Annotated in this window: 18 protein-coding genes and 1 pseudogene; 8 read left to right on the top strand and 11 right to left on the bottom strand. The window is 59.3% G+C overall.

Going from position 1 to position 23,536, the window contains the following annotated elements; genetic code table 11:
• Positions 1-372: 372 nt before the first annotated feature.
• Both WCA85_RS14645 and thrS read left to right on the top strand, forming a co-directional pair.
• The gene (locus WCA85_RS14645; RefSeq protein WP_424065002.1) at positions 373-957 is read left to right on the top strand and encodes a flavin reductase family protein; all 585 of its coding nucleotides are present in this window, start codon (positions 373-375) and stop codon (positions 955-957) included.
• Positions 958-982: 25 nt separating this feature from the next.
• Positions 983-2,458, top strand: coding sequence for a threonine--tRNA ligase (thrS, locus tag WCA85_RS14640; protein WP_424065004.1), 1,476 nt, complete (start codon positions 983-985; stop codon positions 2,456-2,458).
• Between the two features lie 78 nt (positions 2,459-2,536).
• Here thrS and WCA85_RS14635 read toward each other — a convergent pair whose 3' ends face one another.
• The 11 genes from WCA85_RS14635 to WCA85_RS14585 all read right to left on the bottom strand — a co-directional run bounded on the left by WCA85_RS14635 (position 2,537) and on the right by WCA85_RS14585 (position 14,160).
• Positions 2,537-3,370 carry an AraC family transcriptional regulator gene (locus WCA85_RS14635; RefSeq protein WP_424065001.1) on the bottom strand — a complete coding sequence of 278 codons (834 nt, stop codon included), beginning with the start codon at positions 3,368-3,370 and terminating at the stop codon, positions 2,537-2,539.
• A gap of 154 nt (positions 3,371-3,524) precedes the next feature.
• On the bottom strand, positions 3,525-4,976 hold the full coding sequence (locus WCA85_RS14630; protein ID WP_424064999.1) for a DHA2 family efflux MFS transporter permease subunit: 1,452 nt from the start codon (positions 4,974-4,976) through the stop codon (positions 3,525-3,527).
• Between the two features lie 40 nt (positions 4,977-5,016).
• Positions 5,017-5,688, bottom strand: coding sequence for a glutathione S-transferase (locus WCA85_RS14625; RefSeq protein WP_424064997.1), 672 nt, complete (start codon positions 5,686-5,688; stop codon positions 5,017-5,019).
• 182 nt (positions 5,689-5,870) lie between these two features.
• Positions 5,871-7,508 carry an AMP-binding protein gene (locus WCA85_RS14620; RefSeq protein ID WP_424064996.1) on the bottom strand — a complete coding sequence of 546 codons (1,638 nt, stop codon included), beginning with the start codon at positions 7,506-7,508 and terminating at the stop codon, positions 5,871-5,873.
• 17 nt (positions 7,509-7,525) lie between these two features.
• Complete coding sequence (locus tag WCA85_RS14615; protein ID WP_424064994.1) at positions 7,526-7,930, bottom strand: RidA family protein; 405 nt, start codon at positions 7,928-7,930, stop codon at positions 7,526-7,528.
• Positions 7,927-8,370 carry an acyl-CoA thioesterase gene (locus WCA85_RS14610; protein ID WP_424064992.1) on the bottom strand — a complete coding sequence of 148 codons (444 nt, stop codon included), beginning with the start codon at positions 8,368-8,370 and terminating at the stop codon, positions 7,927-7,929. The genes WCA85_RS14615 and WCA85_RS14610 overlap by 4 nt, the downstream gene beginning before the upstream one ends.
• On the bottom strand, positions 8,367-9,584 hold the full coding sequence (locus tag WCA85_RS14605; protein WP_424064990.1) for an acyl-CoA dehydrogenase family protein: 1,218 nt from the start codon (positions 9,582-9,584) through the stop codon (positions 8,367-8,369). The genes WCA85_RS14610 and WCA85_RS14605 overlap by 4 nt, the downstream gene beginning before the upstream one ends.
• 1 nt (position 9,585) lies before the next feature.
• Complete coding sequence (locus WCA85_RS14600) at positions 9,586-10,437, bottom strand: enoyl-CoA hydratase family protein (protein WP_424064989.1); 852 nt, start codon at positions 10,435-10,437, stop codon at positions 9,586-9,588.
• A gap of 26 nt (positions 10,438-10,463) precedes the next feature.
• Positions 10,464-11,021, bottom strand: coding sequence for a MarR family winged helix-turn-helix transcriptional regulator (locus WCA85_RS14595; RefSeq protein WP_424064987.1), 558 nt, complete (start codon positions 11,019-11,021; stop codon positions 10,464-10,466).
• Positions 11,018-11,791 carry an SDR family NAD(P)-dependent oxidoreductase gene (locus WCA85_RS14590; protein ID WP_424064985.1) on the bottom strand — a complete coding sequence of 258 codons (774 nt, stop codon included), beginning with the start codon at positions 11,789-11,791 and terminating at the stop codon, positions 11,018-11,020. Before WCA85_RS14590 ends, WCA85_RS14595 begins: the two co-directional genes overlap by 4 nt.
• Positions 11,788-14,160 carry a bifunctional salicylyl-CoA 5-hydroxylase/oxidoreductase gene (locus WCA85_RS14585; RefSeq protein WP_424064983.1) on the bottom strand — a complete coding sequence of 791 codons (2,373 nt, stop codon included), beginning with the start codon at positions 14,158-14,160 and terminating at the stop codon, positions 11,788-11,790. The genes WCA85_RS14590 and WCA85_RS14585 overlap by 4 nt, the downstream gene beginning before the upstream one ends.
• A 693-nt stretch (positions 14,161-14,853) precedes the next feature.
• Between WCA85_RS14585 and WCA85_RS14580 the strand changes: the two genes are divergently transcribed.
• From WCA85_RS14580 to istA, 6 genes and pseudogenes are all read left to right on the top strand, one after another.
• Positions 14,854-15,102, top strand: coding sequence for a helix-turn-helix domain-containing protein (locus WCA85_RS14580; RefSeq protein WP_424064981.1), 249 nt, complete (start codon positions 14,854-14,856; stop codon positions 15,100-15,102).
• 2,916 nt (positions 15,103-18,018) lie between these two features.
• On the top strand, positions 18,019-18,897 hold the full coding sequence (locus tag WCA85_RS14575) for a hypothetical protein (protein ID WP_424064979.1): 879 nt from the start codon (positions 18,019-18,021) through the stop codon (positions 18,895-18,897).
• Positions 18,898-18,931: 34 nt separating this feature from the next.
• Entirely contained in the window at positions 18,932-19,144 is a 213-nt protein-coding gene (locus WCA85_RS14570) for a BPSL0761 family protein (RefSeq protein WP_424064977.1), read from the top strand.
• A gap of 49 nt (positions 19,145-19,193) precedes the next feature.
• Positions 19,194-19,649, top strand: coding sequence for a hypothetical protein (locus WCA85_RS14565; protein WP_424064976.1), 456 nt, complete (start codon positions 19,194-19,196; stop codon positions 19,647-19,649).
• A 1,290-nt stretch (positions 19,650-20,939) separates the two neighbouring features.
• On the top strand, positions 20,940-21,188 hold the full coding sequence (locus WCA85_RS14560) for a DUF2442 domain-containing protein (protein ID WP_424064974.1): 249 nt from the start codon (positions 20,940-20,942) through the stop codon (positions 21,186-21,188).
• 1,347 nt (positions 21,189-22,535) lie between these two features.
• Positions 22,536-23,536: pseudogene (gene istA / locus WCA85_RS14555) on the top strand (IS21 family transposase); the annotation flags it as partial.

Genomic DNA, 23,536 nt, shown 5'->3' with positions numbered 1-23,536 from the left:
CGCCCGCGGCGTAAGCCAGCTCGCCGGCGGGCAACGCACGGCCGTCGACGAGCGCCATCAGCATGCTGGCGCGGGCCGGATCGGCGATCAGGAAGGCGGTGGACGCGATATTCGGTTGAGAGCACATGATCGATCTCCTGCGATGTTGCCATCATAGGCGCTCGCGCCGGCCGCACGTTTCGATGCGCATCGAAACGTGCGGCGCGCGGCTTCGTCGCGCTTTGCGGCGTCGTTGCGTTGGCTGCCCGTCGGGCCGGCTTCACATCATGTTGATTTACAGCCTGGCTAAAATGTCGCAAGGAACGTTTAGCTGGGCATTGCCCGGCTGCATGCAACACGAATCAATACACAGTTGGAACAATCAAGGCAGGTATGAAAGGCACCAGAGAACCAGTGGAATTGTCCCGGGCTACGCAGTTGCTCAATCACGGGCCGGTGACCGTGATCACCAGCGCGCATGCGGGGCGCACCAACGTCATGGCGGCATCCTGGGCGATGCCGCTGGATTTCAATCCGCCGAAGGTCGTGGTGGTCGTGGACAGCCGTACCCTCACGCGGCAGTTGATCGAAGCGAGCGGCGTGTTCGGCCTGCAACTGCCGAGCCGTGCATTCGCCAGCCAGACGCTCGCGGTGGGCACGACGCCCGGCGCCGAGCACGACAAGTTCACCGCGTTCGGACTGGAAACGTTCCCGGGCGAACGCATTGACGTGCCGATGCTGGCGGGTTGCATCACGTGGCTCGAATGCCAGGTCATTCCCGACGATAGTCAGCGCCACGATCTGATCATCGGTGAGGTAGTGGCGGCCTATGCGGATAGCCGTGTCTATTCGAACAACCGCTGGCATTTTGGCGATGATCCCGCGTTGCGGACCTGTCATTACGTTGCAGGCGGGACGTTCTTCGCCACGGGTGAAGCGTTCGAGGTCGAGCCGGCGCAGCGCGTCGTGGCGGCATGAGTAGTTAGTCGAGCCGGGTTGACGTATCGCGGCAAATGCGTTTACTGTCGCTCCATGGACCTCTACTCGCTTTCCTTCGCCGCTGTCACCACCACGACGACCACCTTCACAGGCGGGTCGTCTGGAGGTTGCGCGCGCTAAAGCAAAGAGAAGCAACAGCTGCTGCACACCCCCAAGGGCCCCGCCGGAGACGGACGGGGCCCTTGGCATTTACGGCCCTGTGTCGATGGCTTACATCAAACGGAGCGCAACTGTGAACGATCAGGATCATCGGGTTTTAGGCAACAAACTGGACCTCTTTCATCAGCAGGAGGAAGGTCCTGGCATGGTCTTCTGGCATCCACGAGGCTGGGAGTTATACCGCGTGCTGGAGGACTATGTCAGGCAACGCATGCGGCGCGCGGGCTTTCGCGAGATCCGCACGCCGCAACTGCTGGCCCGCTCGCTGTGGGAGCGTAGCGGGCACTGGGAGAAGTTCGGTGCGCAGATGTATGCGCTATCTGAAGGGCATCATGCGCGCGATGCGGCGGCCGAGGCCGGGGCAGTTTCAGAACCACGCGCGCTGTGTCTCAAGCCGATGAGTTGTCCTTGTCATGTTCAGGTTTTCAATCAACGGGTGCGTTCGTACCGCGAGTTGCCGCTGCGATATAGCGAGTTTGGGGCCTGCCATCGTGACGAGCCCTCTGGTTCGTTGGAGGGCCTCAAGCGCACGCGCGCGTTCGTGCAGGACGACGCCCATGTATTTTGCACGGAGGCGCAAATCGAGCACGAAGTAGGGCGCTTTTGCGACCTGTTGCGCGGCGTCTATGCGGACCTCGGCTTTCCCGCGTTTTCCGTTGCGCTGGCGACGCGCCCAGCGCTTCGCGCGGGCGACGATGTCGTGTGGGATCGCGCGGAGGCGGCTTTGGCCAAAGCCGCGCTCGCGGCGGGGCTTGAGTTCGAAGTGCTCCAGGGCGAGGGCGCGTTCTATGGGCCAAAGCTGGAATTCCATTTGACGGATAGTCGGCAGCGCAGTTGGCAGTGCGGCACGATTCAGCTCGATTTCGTTTTGCCCGAGCGTCTGGATGCGGAGTTCGTCAACGAGCGCAATGAGCGTGAACGCCCCGTGATGATTCATCATGCCGTGCTCGGCAGCATGGAGCGTTTCATTGCCATGCTGCTTGAGCATCACGAAGGCTGGCTGCCAATGTGGCTCGCACCGGACCAGGTGATGGTGGCGTCCATCAGTGATGCAAGTGCGGGCTATGCACGGGAAGTCGCTCAGGCGCTGGAAGACGCCGGCGTGAGGGGCGTGCTTGATGACCGTCCCGAGCGGCTGGAAAAGAAGATCGTGGATGCGCGTGAACGGCAGGTGCCGTTATTCGTTGCGGTGGGCCGGCGCGACGAACGGGACCGGACGATCAGCATCCGCGAACGGGATGGGCGGCAGGAAGTGATGGTGCTGGTGGATGGCGTGGAGCGATTGTGGGCTGCTGCGCGTGGACCTGCCGTCAGCAAGTGACCGCCGTTGAATAGCACGCTCACGTCGTACCTTTCAGCATTGAACAGGCTGGCGAAGCGAGGCTTCGCCAGCCTGTCCTTAACCCTTGAGCGGCAACCAGATCTCCACGCCACCCATACCCGTGACTGGATTGAACTGCTCGCTGTAGCGTTCGAAGTTCGGTGCGTCGGCAGGCGTGTGCCCCGACTTAGGTAGCCAGGCATTCCAGATGGTGTTCCATGTACGCCGGATCGACGCGATATGCTCGTGATGCGTGAAGACCGCATACCGCTGCGCTGGCACCCGAACGCGGCTCAATTCAGGCGGTAAGCTGGAGAAGTCGTTGACCGCGACACCACACATGTAGTCGAAGGTGCCAGAGTCGTCCGCGTTGTAGCAGACGCCATAGGCGACGTTGCCGATTTGCCCAGGCACTTTTCCAAAGTATTCGTTAAAGCGCTGCCACTGCGCCGGAATGCCCATGCTGGCTTCGCAGTTGTATCGCTCGTTCAGGCCCGCGATCAGCAACGGTTCGCCGTTCTCGAATCGAGGGGGTGCAAGGCTGGCAAGAAGAGATTCGTCCATTTTGATTGGCTCCACGATGGGGATATTCTCGAGATGACCCCGCGCGCGCAGCGCTTCGGGCGCGAGCCCGAACTGCTCGCGAAACGCGCGCGTGAATGCTTCGTGAGAGCCGTATCCCGCCTCGACGGCCACGGCCAGAATATCCGGCGCACCACTCGCGAGTCTTCGCGCGGCTTCGGTCAGGCGGCGGGCGCGCACGTAACGCATCACCGACTGACCCGTCGCGGATTCGAACGCACGGGACAGGTGATAACGCGAAACGCAACCGCAACTCGCGATATCATCGAGCGTCAACTCGCCTGCAAAGTGGCTTTCGATAAACCAGAGCGCCTTCCCGACGGGGTTCATATCAGCTCTCATGTCAGCATGAAACCAGCATAGCGAGTGGCGGAAAGACGCATTTGATCGGTCTTGCGCATTTTGCCCGCCGGCACTCGTCGCGGATGAAGCGCTGGCTTATCTACGCGGCGCGGAACCGCCGAGCCGCCAACCCGTCAACCCGTCAACCTGGCGAAACATCCTGCTCTGCGGAAGGGCTGGTGTCGCCAGCAGCCTGCTTTCCCGCACGCAAAAATGACGCGCCAAACAACGCCGCCACGGCTGCAAAAACGGCGCCGGTCAGAAAGGCCACGTGATAGCCGTCGTTGAGTGCGGCCACCATTCCTTGCGACGCCATTGCGCCTGTGCGCGCCGCAGCCAGGCTGGCGAGCACCGCAAGGCCCACTGCGCCACCCATCATGAACGAGGTATTGACGATGCCGGACGCGAGCCCGGATTCGCCCGGTTCGACGTCGCTCATGGCCGCGAGCAAAACCGGGTTGAACGCGATGCCTGCGCCGAGTCCGAGCAACGTCATGCCGGGCAATACGTCGATCAGGAAGCTGCCGTCGACGGGCGCCCGGGCGAACAGGGCCAGCCCCGCCGCGGCCAGCAGCAGCCCGACACCCAGCGGCAAGCGCAGCCCGAAGCGCATCACGAGCCGCGCTGACAGGCCCAGCGAGAAGAGCGCCATGATCAGATTCGCCGGCAGGAAAGCGAGCCCGACCTGCATGGGCCGATAGCCGAGCACGCGTTGTAGGTAGAGCGCGGAGATGAAGAACCAGGCGAACATGGCTGCGGCCCATAACACGCCGACCACGTTGGCAACGGCGACGTTGCGCAACCGGAAGAGGCCGAGCGGCATCAACGGATGCTGCACGCGGGCCTCGATCCGCAAAAACAGCACTAACAGGGCCCAGGCGGCGATCAGCATGCCAATGGTATTGATCGACGTCCAGCCCGCCTCGTTGCCGTTCACGATGGCGTACACCGCCAGCATCAAAGACAGCGTGACCGTAAAGGCGCCGGCGACGTCGAGCCGCTCGCCGTGCGCGTGACCGCGACCTGCGGGCAGCAGCGAGACACACATGGCGTACACCGCAATGCCGATGGGCAGATTGACGAGAAAGATCCAGTGCCAGCTCAGCAGGTTGGTCAACAGGCCGCCGAGCAACACGCCGATGCTGCCGCCTCCCGCGCAAACGAAGCCATACACGCCCATGGCTTTGGCGCGCTCACCCGGTTCGGTGAACAGGTTCATGATCAGCGACAGCGAGACCGCCGACACGACCGCCCCGCCGAAGCCTTGCACGGCTCGCGCGCAGACCAGCATCACTTGCGAATTGGCCAGGCCGCAGGCGAGCGAGGCGACGGTGAAGAGGGTAAGGCCGGCGAGGAACAGCTTGCGATGCCCGTACAGATCGCCGAGCCTGCCGCCGAGCAGCAGGCAGCCGCCAAAGGTCAGCATATAGGCGTTGACGACCCACACCAACGCGGTTTCGGAAAAGCCAAGATCCGCGGCGATTGAAGGCAACGCGACGTTGACGATCGTCGAATCGAGCACGATCATCAACACGCCGAGGCACAGAACGATCAGGGCCAGCCAGCGTTTGCGGTGATCGATGTTATGGGTCATGCCATGCGTCTCCTGTGAGCTGAGGAGGCGCGAGGCACGCTCAACTCAGCAGTTCGTACTTGCCGCCCCGTTCCAGTGCTCGTTGATAAGCCGGACGGGCGTGAATGCGCTCGAGATAGCCGGTAATGGCTGGAATCTTGCCATCGAGGCCGCCGCGCGCGGTGGCGGCTTCGAGCGGGAAGCTCATTTGAATATCCGCGGCGCTGAACTCGTTGCCGACGAACCAACCGGTAGGCGTAAGCGCGTCGTTGATATAACCAAGATGCAGCTTGATTTGCGGATCGACAAAGCTTGATTGCAGCGTCGCAGCAATCTTGCGGGCTATCGGCTTGGCGAAGAACGGCATCGGCGCGCTTCCAATCCGCAGCGCCACCAGCTTCAGCAGCAACGGCGGCATCGCCGAGCCTTCCGCGTAATGCAGCCAGTAAGTGTAGCGCAGGCGCTCTGGTGTCCCAACTGCCGGGGCGAATCGTCCTTGTCCGTAGCGGTCCACCAGATACTCGATGATGGCACCTGATTCGGCGATAGTCAGTCCGTCATCCGTAATGACCGGCGATTTGCCGAGCGGATGGATCGCGCGCAATTCCGGCGGCGCCAGCATGGTCTTGGGATCACGCTCGTAGCGTTTGATTTCATACGGCACGCCGAGTTCTTCAAGCAGCCATAGCACGCGCTGCGAGCGGGAGTTGTTCAGATGATGGACGATCAGCATGGAGGTCGGAATCCTGGGCCTGTGAAGTGTCACATCATAGGGGCAGCGGGTGGAGGCCGGACTCTAGTCGCTGCTCGCCCCATGCCCGCCTGCTTTTAGGCCTTCCCTTTCGCACCCGCCAGGTGGTTCACGCATTTATGGTCGCAACCGGGGCCATTCATCGTTTGACATCGTTGGCACAGCTACAGGCTACGCAACGCAAAGCGCTTGAGCTTGCCGGTTTCAGTGCGCGGCAGGGCATCGATGAAGGTGATAACGCGCGGATACTTATAGGGCGCCACGCTATTTTTCACGAAATCCTGCAATTGCGCGGCCAGTTTGTCATCCGCCGCGTAGCCCGCGTTCAGCACGATAAACGCCTTCACGAGCTGGCCGCGAGTCTCGTCGGGGACACCAATCACGCCGCACTCGGCGACGGCATCGTGCTGCATCAGCACGCTTTCGACCTCCGGTCCCGAGATGTTATAACCGGCCGAAACAATCATGTCGTCTGCGCGTGCCTGGTAGAACACGTAGCCGTCTTCGTCCATATAAACCGAGTCGCCTGGCAGGTTCCAGCCGTCGCGCACGAACTTCGTCTGCCGCTCGTCTGCCAGATAGCGGCAACCGGTTGGCCCACGCACTGCCAGCTTGCCGATGATGCCCGGTGGCACGGGCTGCATCGCATCGTCCACGGCTTGCACGATATAGCCGGGCACGGCGCGGCCAATCGCATGCGGACGAATCTGCGCGCCCGCGGCCGAAATAAAGATGTGGATCATCTCGGTCCCGCCGATGCCATCGATCATCTCGATGCCACTCGCCTCGCGCCAGACATGGCGCGTCGAATCGGGCAACGCCTCGCCTGCAGAGACGGTCTTCTTCAGGCTGGCGATGTCGAAGCGCGGAACAAGCGGCGCCATCTGACGGTAAAAGGTAGGCGCTGTGAACATGATGGTCGCGTGAAAGCGCTCGACGGTCTGCAGCAAGCTTTCAGGCGTGAGCCGTTCAATCAGCACAGTCGATGCGCCAACGCGCAGCGGAAAACACAGCAGACCGCCGAGGCCGAACGTAAACGCAAGCGGGGGCGTGCCGCAAAAGACGTCGTTTGCTGTCGGATTGAGCACATGACGCGGGAACAGGTCGCACATCATCAGCACATCACGGTGAAAGTGCATGCAGCCTTTCGGCGCGCCGGTCGTGCCGCTTGTGAAGGCGATCAGGCAGACGTCGTCGCTGGCGGTATCGCAGGCGCTGAAGTGATCCGGCTTGTTGACGGCGAGCGTATCGAGGGAGTCCGGTGCGTCGTGATGGAACAGCAAGGTCTGCTTGAGGGTCGGACAGACGAACTCGTCTTGCGGATCGCGACAACGTGCGAGTTCGTCGGTCAGACGCGCATCGCACAACGCGGCGCTGATTTGCGCCTTGTCGATGATCTGTTTGAGTTCCTTGGCTCGCAGTAGCGGCATGGTCGGCACAAGCACCAGCCCGGCCTTGAGCGCAGCCAACGCGGCCACGGCCATCTGCAAGGTATTCGGTCCGCGCAGCAACACACGGTTGCCGGGCTGCAAGCCCATCTCATCGACCAGCACGTGAGCACTGCGATTCACCAATGCGAGCAGTTCGCCGTAGGTGGTCGCGTGTGCCTCGCCGTTCACGTCGGACCAGATTGCCGGACGATCACGGTGACCGGTTTCGATGGTCCGATCCAGCAGTTCGGTTGCGCAGTTGATGCGAGCCGGGTATGCAACGTCGGGGTTATCCAGCAGAAAAACCGGCCACTGGACTTGCGGCGGCAGATGATCGCGAGCGAAAGTATCGACGTGAGCTGACGGTTCCATGATGGTCTCCCGAACGTTTAACGGACTTCGTGGGGGATCACAGCGGTGGCTTCGATCTCAACCTTTGCTTCGTCTTCGATCAAGGCGACGACCTGGATTGCGCTCATGGCAATGTCGTAGTCGCCGATCAACTCACGAAACGCGCGACCAATATCTTTGAGCGCAACGAGGTACTCGCGTTTGTCCGTGACATACCAGGTCATACGCACCAGATGCTCGGGCTTGCCGCCGGCTTCGTGCAACACGGCGAGTATGTTGCGCAGCGCCTGAATGGCCTGCTGGGCGAAATCCGTGGTGTGAAAGCGCGCCTCGGCGTCCCAGCCGATCTGGCCGGCAATGAACACTTGCGTGCCGACAGCGGCGACACCGTTTGCATAGCCGCGGGGTTGAACCCAGCCGGCAGGAAGAAGGGCTTTTTTCATGAACGTGGCTCGTTGGTGTTGGCGGACTGCGGGGCGAACGTCGCGAGTGCGCTCGCGATATCGTCAGGAATATCGATGGACTGGCCGGTGTCGAGCGAGGTCGTCACCAGCACCTGATGTGCCTTGAAGCGGACTTCGTCCTGGCAATGGCCCACGATGTCGATACGAATTGAGCGCCGGCCGATCGCCGCGACGCTGAGCGACAGCGTGACCGTCTCGCCCATCCGGCTCGGCTTTGAAAACTCGCAGTTGAGTTTGACGATCGGCAGACCGATGCGGCGTCGCCCGATCATGTGTGCGTAGTCGATATGCAACCGATCCGTGAACCAGTCTTCGACTAGCGCGTTGGTCAGCACGAGGTACTGCGGAAAGAACACGATGCCAGCCGGGTCGCAATGCGCGAAGCGGATACGCACCGGCATGTCGAAGGTGGCATTCATGACTGGCCGCCGTGTGCGGGGGCCGCGTTCGCTGCGTATGCTTTGAGCAGGTCGCGTCCAACGATCACTTGTTGAACTTCGGTCGCGCCTTCATAGATGCGCAACGCGCGAATTTCGCGGTACAGCATTTCGACGGGCGTGCCGCTTTGCACGCCCATACCGCCCCACAGTTGCACAGCGGCATCAATGACCTGTTGCGCGCCTTCGCTAGCGTGCCACTTGGCCATCGCAGCTTCGCGGGTGACGTTTTCGCCTTGATCGCGCAACCATGCCGCGCGGTAGACCAGCAAAGCGCTGCTGTCGATGGTGAGCGCCATTTGTGCGAGCTTTGCCTGCGTCAACTGGAAATCGCCGAGCGTCTGGTCGAACATCTTGCGCGATGCTGCCCGCGCGAGACCTTCCGCCATCGCATGACGCGCAAACCCTAACGATGCCGCCGCCACCGAAGTGCGGAAGATATCGAGCGTACGCATGGCGAGTTTGAAGCCTGTGCCGGGTTCGCCGATCATCTGGCTACGCGGTACGCGTGCGCCGGCAAAGCGCAGACGCGCGAGCGGATGCGGTGCAATCACGTCGATGCGTTCGGCAATCTCGAGGCCCGGCGTATCGGCGTCGACAATGAAGGCGGTGATGCCGCGTGCGCCAGGGGCCTCGCCGGTGCGGGCGAACACCACATAGAAATCCGCAATGCCGCCGTTTGAAATCCACGTCTTTTCGCCGTCGAGCACGTACTCGTCGCCCTCGGCGCGTGCGGACAATGCCATCGCGGCGACGTCGGACCCGGCCTCGGGTTCCGACAAGGCGAAGGCGGCGATCGCGGTGCCGTTGGCGACGCGCGGCAAATAGCGTTGCTTCTGTTCATGCGTGCCGCCGAGCGAGATCGCACCCGAACCCAGCCCCTGCATGGCGAGCGCGAAGTCGGCCAGGCCGGAATGCTTCGCCAGCGTTTCGCGCAACAGACACACGGCACGGGTGTCGATGGTGTCGCCGTGACCGCCATACGCCGTGCCACCCACCCCATACTTCAACCAGCCCGCCGCGCCAAGTTCGCGCACCAGCGCGCGACAGGTGGCGTCAACATCGTCGCCGTGCGCGGCGTGCGCGAGATGTGTGCTGGCCCATGCTTCGATACCGACTGCGAGATCGCGGTGACGGTCCTCAAAGAACGGCCACGCCAAAGCGCTGTGCAGATCCACTTTCGCTGGAGCGTTCAAGTCAGTCTCCTTCAAACACGGGGCGCGACTTCGCCGCAAACGCACGGTACGCACGCTCGAAATCGCGCGTGCTCATGCAAATGGCCTGAGCCTGCGCCTCGGATTCGATGGCTTCATCAATGCTCATGCTCCATTCCTGATGCAGCATTTTCTTGGTGATGCCATGTGCGAAAGTCGGCCCGGCAACCAGATCCGCAGCGAGTCGCGCGGCCTCGTCGAGCAGGGCGTCGGGGTCGCACAGGCGGTTATAGAAACCCCAGGCATAGCCCTCATCGCCGCTCGCGGAACGGCCGGTGAACAGCAGTTCGGAGGCGCGTCCCTGGCCGATGATGCGCGGCAGAATCGAGCACGCGCCCATATCGCAGCCGGCCAGGCCGACGCGCGAGAACAGAAACGCCAGCTTGCTGCGCGCGGTGCCGAGACGCAGATCGGATGCCATCGCGAGGATCGCGCCAGCGCCTGCACACACACCGTCAACCGCTGCGATGATGGGCTGCGGGCAATGGCGCATTGCCTTGACGAGATCGCCGGTCATGCGGGTGAAGAGTAGCAACTCGGGCATGGGCAGATCGACCAGCGGCGCAATGATGTCGTGGACATCGCCGCCCGAGCAGAAGTTGCCACCCGCGCCGTGGATCACGACGGCTTTTACGTCGGTTGCGTAAGCGAGTTGCCGAAACAGGTCCCGCAACTCCGCATACGATTCGAACGTCAGCGGGTTTTTTCGCTCAGGACGGTTCAGCGTGATCGTCGCCACGTTGGCCGCGACTGACCATCCGAAGTGTTGCGCTTCGTAACCCGCTAGTGTGATGCGATTGCCGGCGAGCAGCGCATCGGTGTTGGATCGTGTCATGAATATCTCCTCCCGCGCGAGGCGGGTCAATCCTTGAGGTTATCGAGCAGATGTTTCTTGAGTTTGCCGAGACGCTGATGCGTGCGCGATTTCTCATCGAGGCTCAGACCGCCGAACATTTCGACAACCCACTGCTCGTGCGCTACCGCCATCCGGTCGAACTGGGCGCGGCCTTCGGGCGTGAGACGTACGCTGATCGCACGTCGATCAACGGGGTCGGCATCGCGGACCACGTAGCCTTCTTTTTCGAGTTGATCGGTGATGCCAGTCACGTTGCCGCCGGTCACCATCAGGCGACGCGACAGTTCAGTCATTTTCAGGCCTTCGGGATGGCGTTCGAGTTGCGCCATCAGATCGAAGCGCGGCAGCGTAGTGTCGAACTCCATGCGCAGACGCTTGCGCAATTCGGCTTGCACGAGGTTGGTAGTCGTCAGCATGCGCAGCCACAGACGTAGGCCCATATGGCTGTCGGCGCCTGTGCTCATCTCCATGTCGACGACGTTGTCCGCAGGTTTGGCGACGCCTTTACGTGGCGGTTTTGCCTCTCCCGCAGCGGCTTTCTTGACGTTGGCTGAACGGGTCACGTGACTTCTCCACCGGAGACGGAAATGGATTGACCGGTTATCGCGGCGGAGCCTGGCATGCATAGCCATAGCACCGCGTTGGCGACTTCGTCCGGCGCGACAAAGCGGTTTTGCGGGTTGTGACGCAACAGGATGCTGCGCGCTTCCTGCTCGCTGCGTGAAGTCTTGCTCGTGATCTGGTCGAGGGACGCGCGTAGCAGTTCGGTCTCGGTGTAGCCAGGGCAGACCGCATTGACGGTGATGCCCTTGGTCGCCACTTCGAGCGCGAGCGCGCGGGTGAGGCCAATCACGCCGTGCTTCGCCGCGCAATACGCAGCAACGTACGCATAGCCAATCTGTCCTGCCGTGCTGGCGATATTGACGATGCGCCCCGCACCGCGTTCAAGCATGCCGGGCAGCACTGCCCGCGTGCAGAGGAACACGCCGGTCAGATTGACGTCTAGCATACGCTGCCAGAGTGCCATGTCCGTATGAGCGAAAGGCGCAGCCTGGGCTTGACCGGCGTTGTTGATCAACAGATCGACTGCGCCGGCTTGTTCAAAAGCTGCAGCGACAGCGGCTTCGTTGCCGACGTCGACGCTCAGGTACGAGACCTCACCGAGCTTGCTCAGGATGGCGCGCTGTGCATCGAGTCGCGCAGCGTCGCGGCCCATTAACGTGACGCGAGCGCCGTTGCGTAGCAATGCTTCGGCGGTAACTGCGCCAATGCCGCTGCCACCGCCGGTGACGACGGCGTGATGACCGGCGAGCGCTTGAGTATTGGTATTCACACCGTTCCTTCTGCGCGTTGCGCGCGTTCTTGCGGCGACAAGCCTGCATTGGCCGCGGCCTGGGCGCGTTCACGTTCGAGATTGCGTTCAAGCTGCGATTTGGCCGCCGTGTATTGCTTCGGCCACATCACGTCGAAATAGCCAATCTTTGCGGCTTCGTTGAGCGTCCACGCCGGATTGGCGAGATGCGGCCGCGCCACGGCGCACAGATCGGCGCGGCCGGCGGCGATGATGCTGTTCACGTGATCGGCTTCGGAGATCGCACCGACCGCGATGGTGGCAATGCCAGCTTCGTTGCGGATGCGATCCGCGAAGGGCGTCTGGAACATGCGGCCATAGACCGGTTTCTCTTCCTTGCTGACCTGACCCGACGAGACGTCGATCATGTCCGCGCCGGCGGCCTTGAACGCGCGTGCAATCTCCACCGCGTCGTCCGGCGTGGTGCCGCCGTCCACCCAATCGTTGGCGGAGATACGCACGGAGATGGGCTTTTCCTGCGGCCACACTTTGCGAATCGCAGCAAAGACCTGCAGCGGATAGCGCAAGCGGTTTTGCAGCGAGCCGCCGTATTCGTCAGTGCGCTGGTTGGTCAGCGGCGACAGGAAGCTGGAGAGGAAATAGCCGTGCGCGCAATGCAGTTCGAGCCAATCGAAGCCCGCCTCGGCGGCCATCTCGGTTGAGCGCACGAATTGTGCTTCGATCTCGCGCAGTTCATCGACGCTTGCTTCGCGCGACCATTGGCTTACGCCGCGCAGATACTGCTGCGGGGACGCGGATACAAGCGGCCAGTTCACGTCGGGCAAGGGCTGATCGATGCCGTCCCAGCTAACCCGCGTGGAAGCCTTGGCGCCAGCGTGTCCAAGCTGTATGCCGATCTTCGCGTCCGACTGCTGATGCACGAACTCGACAATTCGCCGCCACGCGCTCAGATGTTCTGGCGTGTACATGCCGGGACATGCCGGCGTGATCCGCGCTTCTGGCGAAACGCAGGTCATCTCGGTCATCACGAGTGCGGCGCCGCCCATGGCTCGGGCGCCGAGGTGCATCAGGTGATAGTCGCCGGCAACACCATCGACCGCGGAGTACTGCGCCATCGGCGACACGACTACGCGGTTCTTGAGCGTTACGCCACGCAGCTTGAACGGCGTGAACATGGGCGGAACGGAATGCTTTTCGGGCGCGCGTTCAACGCCGCTGCCCTTGGCGAGCCAGTCTTCGAACGCCGACACGTAGTGCGTATCGCGCTCTCGCAGATTTTCGTGCGAGATGCGTTGCGAACGCGTCAGCAGGGAATAGGCGAACTGTTCCGGTTCAAATGAGGTGTAGCGGTCAACGTGTTCGAACCATTCGGTCGAATTACGCGCCGCGTTTTGAATACGCAGCACGCCAACACTGCGCACTTGCGCGTAATGCGTGAGTGCGGCGGCCAGATCGCCAGGATGCGCGCTGATGCTGTTGGCGAGTTCAATCGAATCTTCGAGCGCGAGCTTGGTGCCCGAGCCAATCGAAAAGTGCGCGGTATGTGCAGCGTCGCCCATGAGCACGATGGGGGTGCGCTTGCCGTCTTCGTTGTGACGCCAGTGGACCCATTCCTGATTGACCACGCGCGGGAAGCGGATCCACTGTGACGAGCCGCGCAAATGCGCTGCATTCGACAAAAGCGGATTGCCATCCAGATACTTCGCAAAGAGATTTTCGCAGAAAGCGATGCTGTCTTCCTTGCTCATTTCGTCGAGGCCGGCTGCGCGCCACACGCGTTCCGGTGTCTCGACAATGAAAGTGGAGGTCTGATCGTCGAAGCGGTACGCGTGCGCCTGAAACCACCCCCACTCGGTCTCTTCGAAGGCGAACGTAAATGCTTCGAACAGTTTTTTCGTGCCGAGCCAGACGAAGCGGCAGTCGCGCATGTCAATGTCGGGATTGTAGGTGGCCGCGTACTTCTGACGAATCGCGCTGTTGGCGCCGTCGCAGGCGATGATCAGATCGGCTTCGTAGGTGGCGTCATCTGTGACCTGGGTTTCGAACACCAGCTTCACGCCGAGTTCTTCGCAACGCGCTTGCAGGATGTTCAGGAGACGCTTGCGGCCAATGCCGCAGAAACCATGACCCGACGACCGAATCTGCTGACCGCGGAAATTGATCTCAATGTCGTCCCAGTGGTTGAAGGCGTCGAGAATCGCGTCGGCACTCGGGGCGTCTGCGGCGCGCAGGTTGCCGAGCGTCTGGTCCGAGAAAACGACGCCCCAGCCGAAAGTGTCATAGGGCCGGTTGCGTTCGACGACCGCGACATCGTGCGATGGGTTGCGGCTTTTCATCAACAGCCCAAAGTACAGGCCTGCCGGGCCTCCGCCGATACAGACGATTTTCATACTGGCACCTCGCTTGGATTCTGCGAAGTAATTTAGACCTAGATAGTTTAGATGTCAAGTAAATGATGGGGAGGGGTTGGGGATGGATCTTGATGATGATTGTCGTTACACATTCGAGTTTTGCCACTCGCTCGGAGACGTCTCTTGCACATTAGAATCGGATACAGAATTTTCGCAGTGTGAAATGGTGGCTGGAACTCCGCTGTGGGCGGCCTTGGCGTGTTTGCGGAGCATGGCCATTGTGCGTTGCAGCAGCTCGAAAAACTAGGAAACGAATGCTACAAAAATTCGGTGTCCTATATAAAAACGTCCCGCAGCCAGTGTGGACTTGGCTTTGTAGAAGTCGTGACAAACGCGCCGATCAGCAAAGCTAAAATCTCAGGCTTCAACGACCCAACGCTTCTCGGCCTCAGTTCACGTGAGACAGGAAGAAATCCATGCTGCGGTGCGGAACTTTAAAACTCCCTGCGAGCTGCCGCCAACGGCCGAGCGAATCTTGCGCATAACTATGCATGTCTTCTACTCAGCTCCATGTTTCGGCGCATCACGCCAACCTTTCAGAACCAGTCAGAGTGTAGGTTAAATGTAATATGACGACTGAATATCGTTGTCTATTCATTTCGCAGTTGCTCTTGTGGTGGTTTCCCGGGCAAAATCTCGGTAATTTTCAATTCTCCGGAACTGAGTTTTCAATTGCCCAAGGAACGCTACGACTTCGACGCGGAGGCTTTTCATCGACGCTTGGGAGGCGTTATCTGGGGTATTCGAAATCAGCGTGGTTTGACGCAAAAACAGCTGGCTGGGTCGTCGAGGCTTTCCAGTCAATACCTTGGTAATCTCGAGCGAGGAACCGTCAATGCGTCCGTCGATAGTCTTCTTCGTGTCTGCAAGGCGCTTTCGATTCCACTCTCAGAACTCATCTTGAGGGCTGAAGCTGACTAGAAGTCCGACGACGGGGCCTACATTGGGCGGATTCTGGCGTCTCGACAGTGCCCTTCTACCATTCCTTGCTGTGAAAATATCAGTTGAGTCGTGCGATTTGATCTCCTCGAATTAAAGGTGAGCAATCGAGATATCAAATCCCATTTAGCTCGCGGACTGATCAAATCGCCAACAGCAAAAAATAGAAATGTGCGTTCGAATATTCGGCGCGGCATCGGTTGCCTAAAGGCAGAGGTAGCACATCTGGCGGTAACTAGATTGTTCAGTACATCTGACCAGCATAACGCAGTCTTCTCCGACGTGGAGTCCTCCTCTTGTATTACGAAGAAAATGGTTGGAATACTCCATTGTTCAGTGGAGCACTCGCTGATAGCGGGAGTTTGAGTCGTGTTTTTGTTTTCAAATTACAGAGGTTGCAAGTGCCCGTTGGCCACGACGCCCGTACATCCGAGCGGAGGTCTCGCGATGGCGAACGACAAAACAGCCGCCGCGCCCGCCCACTCACTATCGGGACGATGGGTGTGCGGGGTTGATAGTGATAAGTGGGAATGCGCGCTATGTTGCCCACCACGCACGTCCTCGACGCTGGCTGCACCGTGGCCCCGTACTCCGAACACAATCGCGTAGCGAGCTGCGTTCGCATTCGTATAGGGAACGGCCTTGCGACGTACCACTATTACTTGGTGTACGCGCTTCCACAGTTCAGCCCAACTTAGACATCGACGGCAACTACATGCGGCTCTTTGACTGACCGAGGCACACAGCATCTAGCAGAAGATCTGCGCGTCCGTTTGTGTTTACTCCGCAAAACCGAAACGTGTTCTCTATCGCAGATAGCGGTCGGCGGTCCGTCTATTCGTGTCTCGAGAAAGTGATGACGTCTGGGTCACTGTGCCTCAACGATGAAAGTGAAACCGACAATTAGACTGAGCGTACACGGGGGTCAACCTAACAGAATGTTTGTAGGTGATTTCGGTTGGTCGGCAGGTTAGGCGAGATGACCTAGGCAAACTCGATGGTGTCACCCTTAGTCGAGAATGCGTCACTGGACGCGAACACTCTACCAAATCGTTTACGGTCTACAACAATCCGCCGCCGATCGCGCCCGCTGTCAAATGCATCGAACTTCGATGGGCATCCCCGTGCACCGGCAATATTCGTCGTCGGATTCCGTTGCGATACGTCTTCGTTCATGCGCCCACATCGATCACAGGGTAAGACCTGGTGACCTAAAGCTCTAAGTTTGCCTGCTCTCGGCGGAAACACTTCCACGGTGACACGAGGAACGGTGCTGTCTAGGTGGAGGCGGACAGAGGATGCGATGTGCGCCTTCGGTTTGCGATCAAGGAAAGCAACATATATATTGCTTTTGCAGATCGTTTACCTATGCTTGGATCGTCACTTCTGGAGTAACGGAGACAGCATGTGGCTTCAGATTGCGTCTGACCTCAACCACCAGTTTGCCGGCTCGGGTCTCGCTACCGCACGGGCCCTGTCTGTTTGCGATAGAGCGGATTTGCTTGTGCTCGCAGGCAATATTCACTTGGGGAGCGAGGTAGTCCGGCTCTACGGCAATGCCGATGTGCCAGTGATATTTGTCACCGGTAGCCTGGAGCACCGTGGTTCGAGTCTCAGAGATGTGCACGATGGACTGAGATTGCGGGCACGAAAGACGTCAATACGGTATCTGGAACGAACTACGTTCGTGCAACGAGGCATTCGCGTGCTCGGATGCTGCCTCTGGACAGACTATGCGCTGGGACCGTTATCGCGCGAGGGGGCGATGAAGGAGGCCAACAAAACGTTGCTGGACTATCGCCTCATACGCCACGGGAATCGACTGTTCAGGGCGGAAGACTCTGTTAGCCAACATTTCTGTTGCCGGACATGGCTTTTGAGTCAGCTCGAAAAGACATTCGACGGGAAGACAATCGTTGTTACACATCATGCCCCGAGCGGGCAGTCCGTACCTCGGGCGCTCAGAGCAAACCCTCTCGCGGCAACAATTGCTTCGGCTCTCGATGATCTCGTACGACTGACGGACCTGTGGGTTCACGGCCATATACCCGACACATTGGATTACGGGATAGGTAGCGCGCGCGTTGTTTGTAACGCGCGAGGCCTCCCTTGGGAGACCGACGGTAGCAGGCGGCCATTCGAGCGAGATTTTTTGGTCGAAGTATAACGCGGTGTCGCGCGCATTCTAATGCACAAGATTGAGGCCCATCTCGACTCACACATATGAGCTCACTAAGTCCCATATTCTGGAGAGCGACGGCCTACGAAGGCCCGTACGCAGGTCACGGCCCGTTTCATGAGTTCGTTTGGGCATGTCAGGGGTGTGCGGCCGTGAATCTTGATCGTCGGGTTCCAGTGGACGATGCCAGTCGGTGTCTGCTTGCCATGAGACTACTGTTTCAGAACCTTTTGCGAAACGATCCGAATAGTGTAGCGAAAGGAACAATTTTCCAGTCGATGAACGTGGTCATTGAGAGTTTCACTACGCGTGATTACATCGGCGGGGAAATAGTCGCGCGCGTGGACATTGAGATGCATGACGAGACGGCCTACGCGTCAATCTGGTCGACGTGTTGTCCGCGAGTGAGGCTCAAACCGGCTGTGGTTGAGAGTCGGGACGGAGCGTGGGGGCTACTTGTGCAGATCCTCTCCAGTTTTTAAGTTATGCAAGGCCAGTGAACCTATGCGGGCGCAAGTAACACGGGGACGTTTTGAACCCGGAATTATTCAGAGGAACCTGTCAACAAGGAACTGGACCGTGGTGTGCGATCGCTTCGAGCGTCAACCATTGACCGAGGCGAGCGGAGCGAATCAGGACGAAGCTGCGTCGTGCTCGCATAGCCGCACCCGAACATTAGCGTCGATTGTTGACTGCTTGTTGAGATTGGAGAGACGATCATGCCAATTTACGAGGGTGCTCCCGTCGACGACGAAGCTGAGATTGTGCTTGCACGTTGGTCCATCCGGCAAACGGCAAGTGGAGATCGTCATTTCGTTGGATTCAATGTCCTTGCGCAGGATGGCCGGGTGAGCACGGCGATTGTCGCATTCGATGCTGCGACAAGGACGGGGATAACGAAGAGCGGCCGTCGATATGTGCTTTCAGGGCGAGCCGGCTTCGATCGCGATGCCGAGTATGTCTGGGGCGTGGTCGTGCGAGCTCGGGAGATTCATAGCTGGACCGACGTAACGGAGCAACTCGTCCCGGACCTGCGAATGGTTCTTTCCGCAGCAGAACGCGAGACGAGTGAAAAATCTTCCAGCACCGATTCAACTCAAATCCAGGATGTGCCTGAAGTCAGTTTGGAGCATCGAGAGCAGGAATCATTGGCCGCTGAACCGTGCGCCGCCCCGGATGACTATTTCGAATTTCGGGCGTCTGCGCATGAGGGGGAATTCGCGGGCCCCGACACGTTGACGCCTCCAATCTACGAGATCACCGGTCAGGGATGGGTGGGCTATGAGGAATCGGGAAGCAGCGACGTCGACATGCAGTTCCTGTTCCTCGTGCGAGCGCTAACGTTGCTATATAGCGGGCGAGAGGAAAGCACGGGTAACATTTCGCGGTTCAAAGGGCCGGCGATGAACATGCACATTTACCGGCTCGACGATCAATCTGGAGCGGCGAATCTAATAGTCAGATTCGACATGGGGCTAGATGCAAACGGTATGCACGTCAAAGTTCATGTGGTGGGCCATCCGGCATTTGATCTCAGGACTTTCCAGGTCGATGAGACCGATAGCGTGTGGGAGATCGTCAGCAGGTGTCTTCCATGAATAAATGTTCTGACGTCTACCTGGAGGCCGGACGATGACCACCCCGTACGAGCGTACACGCGCGGTACTCCGTGCGCGTCTGTTGTTGGCGGAACTTGTCGCAGCGACCGATGACGCTGACTGGGAGCACTTTCGAGGCCGGGCGCGCACTCTCCTTAGACACTACCCTGATTCCCACCACATCCGGATATCGGCATTTGCACTTCCGGATGTGTGGGCGGACCCGGACGCGAAGTGGTACGAGTGAGTCCCAACTGTTCCGTTGCATACCGGGATTGAGCACTACAGAGAATGCAATGACGGGAAAACAGCGCAAACGCAAAGTCGGACATATTGCCGGAGTGGGGCTGCCAGATCCCTCTCCGGAGGTCCTGGAATGGCTGAGAGAAAACACAGATGCACAGTGGCGACAGAGCCTGCTTCAAGCTGGAGAATTGCTATCAGAGCGGGCGATCTGCGCCGCGATGAATATATCGAAAGCGGAGTTGATCCGAAGAGTGACGTTGGGCGCGATGTTCTCGATCACCGTTGATGACGTAACTTTCTATCCGGGAATCTTCCTCGACAGGACTTTCAGTCAGTCGAAATTGAGGGAGGTATGCAGAATCCTTGGAGTAATGGATGGCGCTGGAAAGTGGTTTTTTCTCATGCAACCAAGAGTGTCGCTTGGTGGGCTATCTCCTATAGCAGCGCTGCGTCTGGGCAGGTATGGCGACGTCAGGCGTTCAGCTCGGGCATACGTCGAGCGTTGATTTATGCAATATCGACGGAGTCGCGGGCACCGCATGGTGTGAAACAAACGTCGAGAGTCATTGCGTTCTGTCAGTTGCGTTACACGGAGGAGCGTTGAGGCGGATGTGATGTTGGTCGAGGTGCATACCTCCTGGAACTCCTCACCTTTGCGCGCGTGAGGGAGGGTGATGTAGTGCAGCGCGAGCGAACTCACCTGTGTCGGCAGATCCTGGAACTCCTCACCTTATCGATCGTCAGGGCGGGTGAGGTGTGATGGGTTGGTCGACTTCACCTCGATTGCCACGGCCGGAATAGCGCAAGGTCCCAGGCATTGAAGGCGTGCCACTGCAGAGAATGGGTGAGCGGTAATTTCGCCTAGCCCCAGGAATGGCGGCCTCTTAGCGGTGTGCGAGCGGTCCAGATTGGACGGTGCGGGAAGAATGTGTTGGGTATCGGATCTTGGCGAGGTATCTATGGGGCACCCGATTTTCGTGACGCAATGGTGATGTTGGCAAGGAAGCTGCGCCTCACTTCAGCCATCTCCTGGAACTCCTCACCTTTACGGATTTAACGAAGATAGTGATAATTGGCTACGTCAGGAAACTCACCGCAAATCGGATCCTGGAACGACTCACCTTTCGCGTCAGAAGGCGGCAGCACAAGGGGCTGGGTTTACTTTTCATTGAGTCTGTCGCGGATGGCGGCGTCGTATGCGGATGGGGAAGTGAGCTTAGGTGGTACGCGAATCCTCACCTTAGCGGGGCGGACCGCTTGCCGAGATTGAACCGCAGTCGCGGAATACAGCGAAACGCGACGCCTAAGTAGCTGAACAATCCAACCGCACGTAGCATGGAGGCCCTATGAAAGTTTCGGAACTTATCGAATGACTGGAAATGGCAGAGCCAGACGCCGAGGTGTTCGTTTTCCCGCCGTACGCGAATCCAGCTGACGGTGTGCCCTTAGCTGAAGTCATTGTGCCGAGCAACTTCTGCACGCATGAGACTGGACGTTGCAAGGGTTCTTTATACGATTTGTACTATCCGGGAGAGGCACACATCGTTGAGCCTGAGTTTTCCGATGTCGAAACTGAACGGGTTCGTGTCGTTTTGATTGGCGAGGAGATGGGAAATTTCCGGCTAGGCGAGAAATGAGCCGTCGTTTGCGCTTCGGGGGACAAGCCGTTTTGCGATGAGTTGCGATACGCGTGTTACGTGAGCTGTTAGAAAAGCGAATGGGGCGCGCTGCTTACTTAGTGTGCTGATGGCAACCCCTCAGCTTCCTCATGCGTATCGTTACGATGGAGGCTTGGAATGGATTTAACGGCAACTGCTGTCGAGGTCAATGATACGAGCATCCTCGTGAAACTTTCTGACGGTCGGGAGTTGCGCGTGCCCCTCCTTTGGTTCCCCACGCTTGATTCGGCTTCACCGGAACAGCGCAGGAAGGTCCGGATTTCGCACTCCGGGAAGGGCCTGCATTGGGACGAGCTTGACGAGGATATCAGCGTGGAAGGATTGCTGCGGGGTAAAGGAGATCTGTCCGTTCGCAAGATGAGTTGAGGTCCGACCAAGGAGTTTGTTTGATGGCGACTCATTCGAGTCAGGGCTCTGTGCACTACCTGCCGTTGTCCATGGACCGATGTTCTCAGGAATATTCAGACAATCATCGCGGGAGCCGACACGCTGGACCAGACGAAAATATGCTCAACATACGGCGTAAGCGAAACGCGATGGCCACACTCGTTAGCGAGCCTGCAGACAGGGCAAGACTCAAAGCCGCAATCGAAGTTAACAGTTGCGACGGATGTGTGACGTAATGGCACGCTTCAAACCAGACAGGCGTCAACTCAGACTCATCGCTCGCGCTATTCGTGCGCATCGACAGGCGCAGAAGAGCGGAAGGTATGCGCCAACCCGTCTCGTGGACAAATGGAGCTCGGAGGTTGGTATCGAAAAGCCTGATACCAACGCTGATGAGTCGGATGGACAAGTGTTTCGAGCGCAATGCGTCATAAGCCGGCACGTCTCCCGCTGGCTTGATTCTATACGCCGGCGACGTTCGCAAATGTGACCGGACGCATAAGCCAATCACCGGCTTGCATGGTTGTCGATGTGACACGGACGGATCGAGTCAATGCAGGAACGACAAGAGACCTGAATCATCCATGGCTCGAAGCGGGCTGCATATGGAGAGCCTCAAATGTGGAGGAGGATGCTTCGGCTTTGACATCGGATGACAAGCTCGCCGTGGCAACGCGCCAGTTGGTCACGCCATGAGGGTAAAGACTCAACGCCGGAAGGAGCTGCGGGTTCGGGAAAGGTGGACCCCAGCAAACTGGATTTCGAACCAGATGAAGATGTCCGCAAACTGACGCCGGAAGACATCGAGGAGTTCAGGCGCCGCGACGCACGCTTCCCAGAAGTTCCGCCGAAAGGCTGAGCGTCACGCAGAGGCGTCCACTTGTGTTGAGGCAGACATTTCGGCAACCGACCGCATGCACGATGGTATCTCGCGATTTCCCCGACCAGTTTATGCATTTCAGCCCAAGGCGGTGCATATGAGGATGGAGGATAGGACTTTTTGGGTAGGCGCCGCTCACGTACGAGGTTTGATTTCAGTCGCCGAGGTTGCGAAGCTGCTGAACTTGTCGCAGTGGCACGTGCGAGAAAAGCTATTGCGTAAACATGTCCTGCGGCCTGTGGTAACGCTACGAGGCAAGAAATTTGTATTTGAGGTGAAAGCGGAGGCATACCGTCGGAAGCGCAACCGCATCGCACGCAGGGCTCTGCGCGACTTGGCGATGTCGCGCGCAGTTGTAAATTGATACAGCAACGCAGTTAGGAATTGATACACCTCGTTGTAGGGTTGCTCCTTTTGGGCGGCCCGTGATCAGCTACGAGGAGTACATGGAAATCGAGATTCTGCGTCGCCAGGGAAACAGCCTCCGGGACATCGCGGTCGAAACCGGCATGGCAGTCAACACGGTTCGGAAGCATCTGGCATCGGGTCCGCCGCAACGTAAGCCCCGTCAGCCAGTCGTCGGCAAACTTGCGCCGTTCAAAGGGTATCTGCAGGACCGCGTCGAAGCAGCGAAGCCGGACTGGATTCCGGCGACGGTGCTCAAGCGGGAGATTGAGGAACGCGGTTACACGGGAGGGCTGCGCCGGGTCCAGGAGTATCTGCAGAAGCTTCGACCTGCCACACGTCCCGACCCGGTGGTCAGATTCGAGACGGAGCCTGGCCATCAGATGCAGATGGACTGGATCGAGTTTCGTAAGCCGGGGCACAAACTCGGCATGCTCGCGGCGTTCGTCGCGACGCTGGGTTACAGCCGCGTCAGCTACGCGGAGTTTGTCACCGACATGCGTATCGAAACCCTGCTGGCTTGCCACGTGCGGGCGTTCGAGGCATTTGGCGGAGTCGCCAGAGAGATCGTGTAGACAACATGAAGACGGTGATCCTGAAACGGGATGCTTATGGCAAGAAACAGCACCGATATCATCCCGGGTTCGCTGACTTCGCCAAACACCACGGGTTCGTGCCTCGCGTGTGCAAGCCATACCGCGCGAAGACGAAGGGCAAGGTCGAGCGGATGAACGGATATCTGCGCTACAGCTTCTGGGTTCCGCTGGTTTCAATGCTCAAACAGGCGGGGCTCACAGCGGACTGTGGCATCTGCAATGAGCGCGTCAGGCCGTGGCTGCGCGACGTCGCCAACGCCCGTGTGCACGGTACTACCAAACGGGTACCGGCCGAGGTGTTGCTTGAAGAGCGACCACATCTTCTGCCACTGCCGGCACCGTACGTGGGACGTTCGGTTCGAACCGGTGCGACGCCGCATCAGCAACCGAAGCCGGCGTCGCGGTATGCGACATCCGAATGGGACAAACCGCTGCAGCATCCGTTG

Origin of the sequence: Paraburkholderia sp. (assembly GCF_049581445.1) — a bacterium.
GTDB lineage: Bacteria > Pseudomonadota > Gammaproteobacteria > Burkholderiales > Burkholderiaceae > Paraburkholderia.
This window is presented reverse-complemented; position numbering and strand designations above follow the sequence as displayed.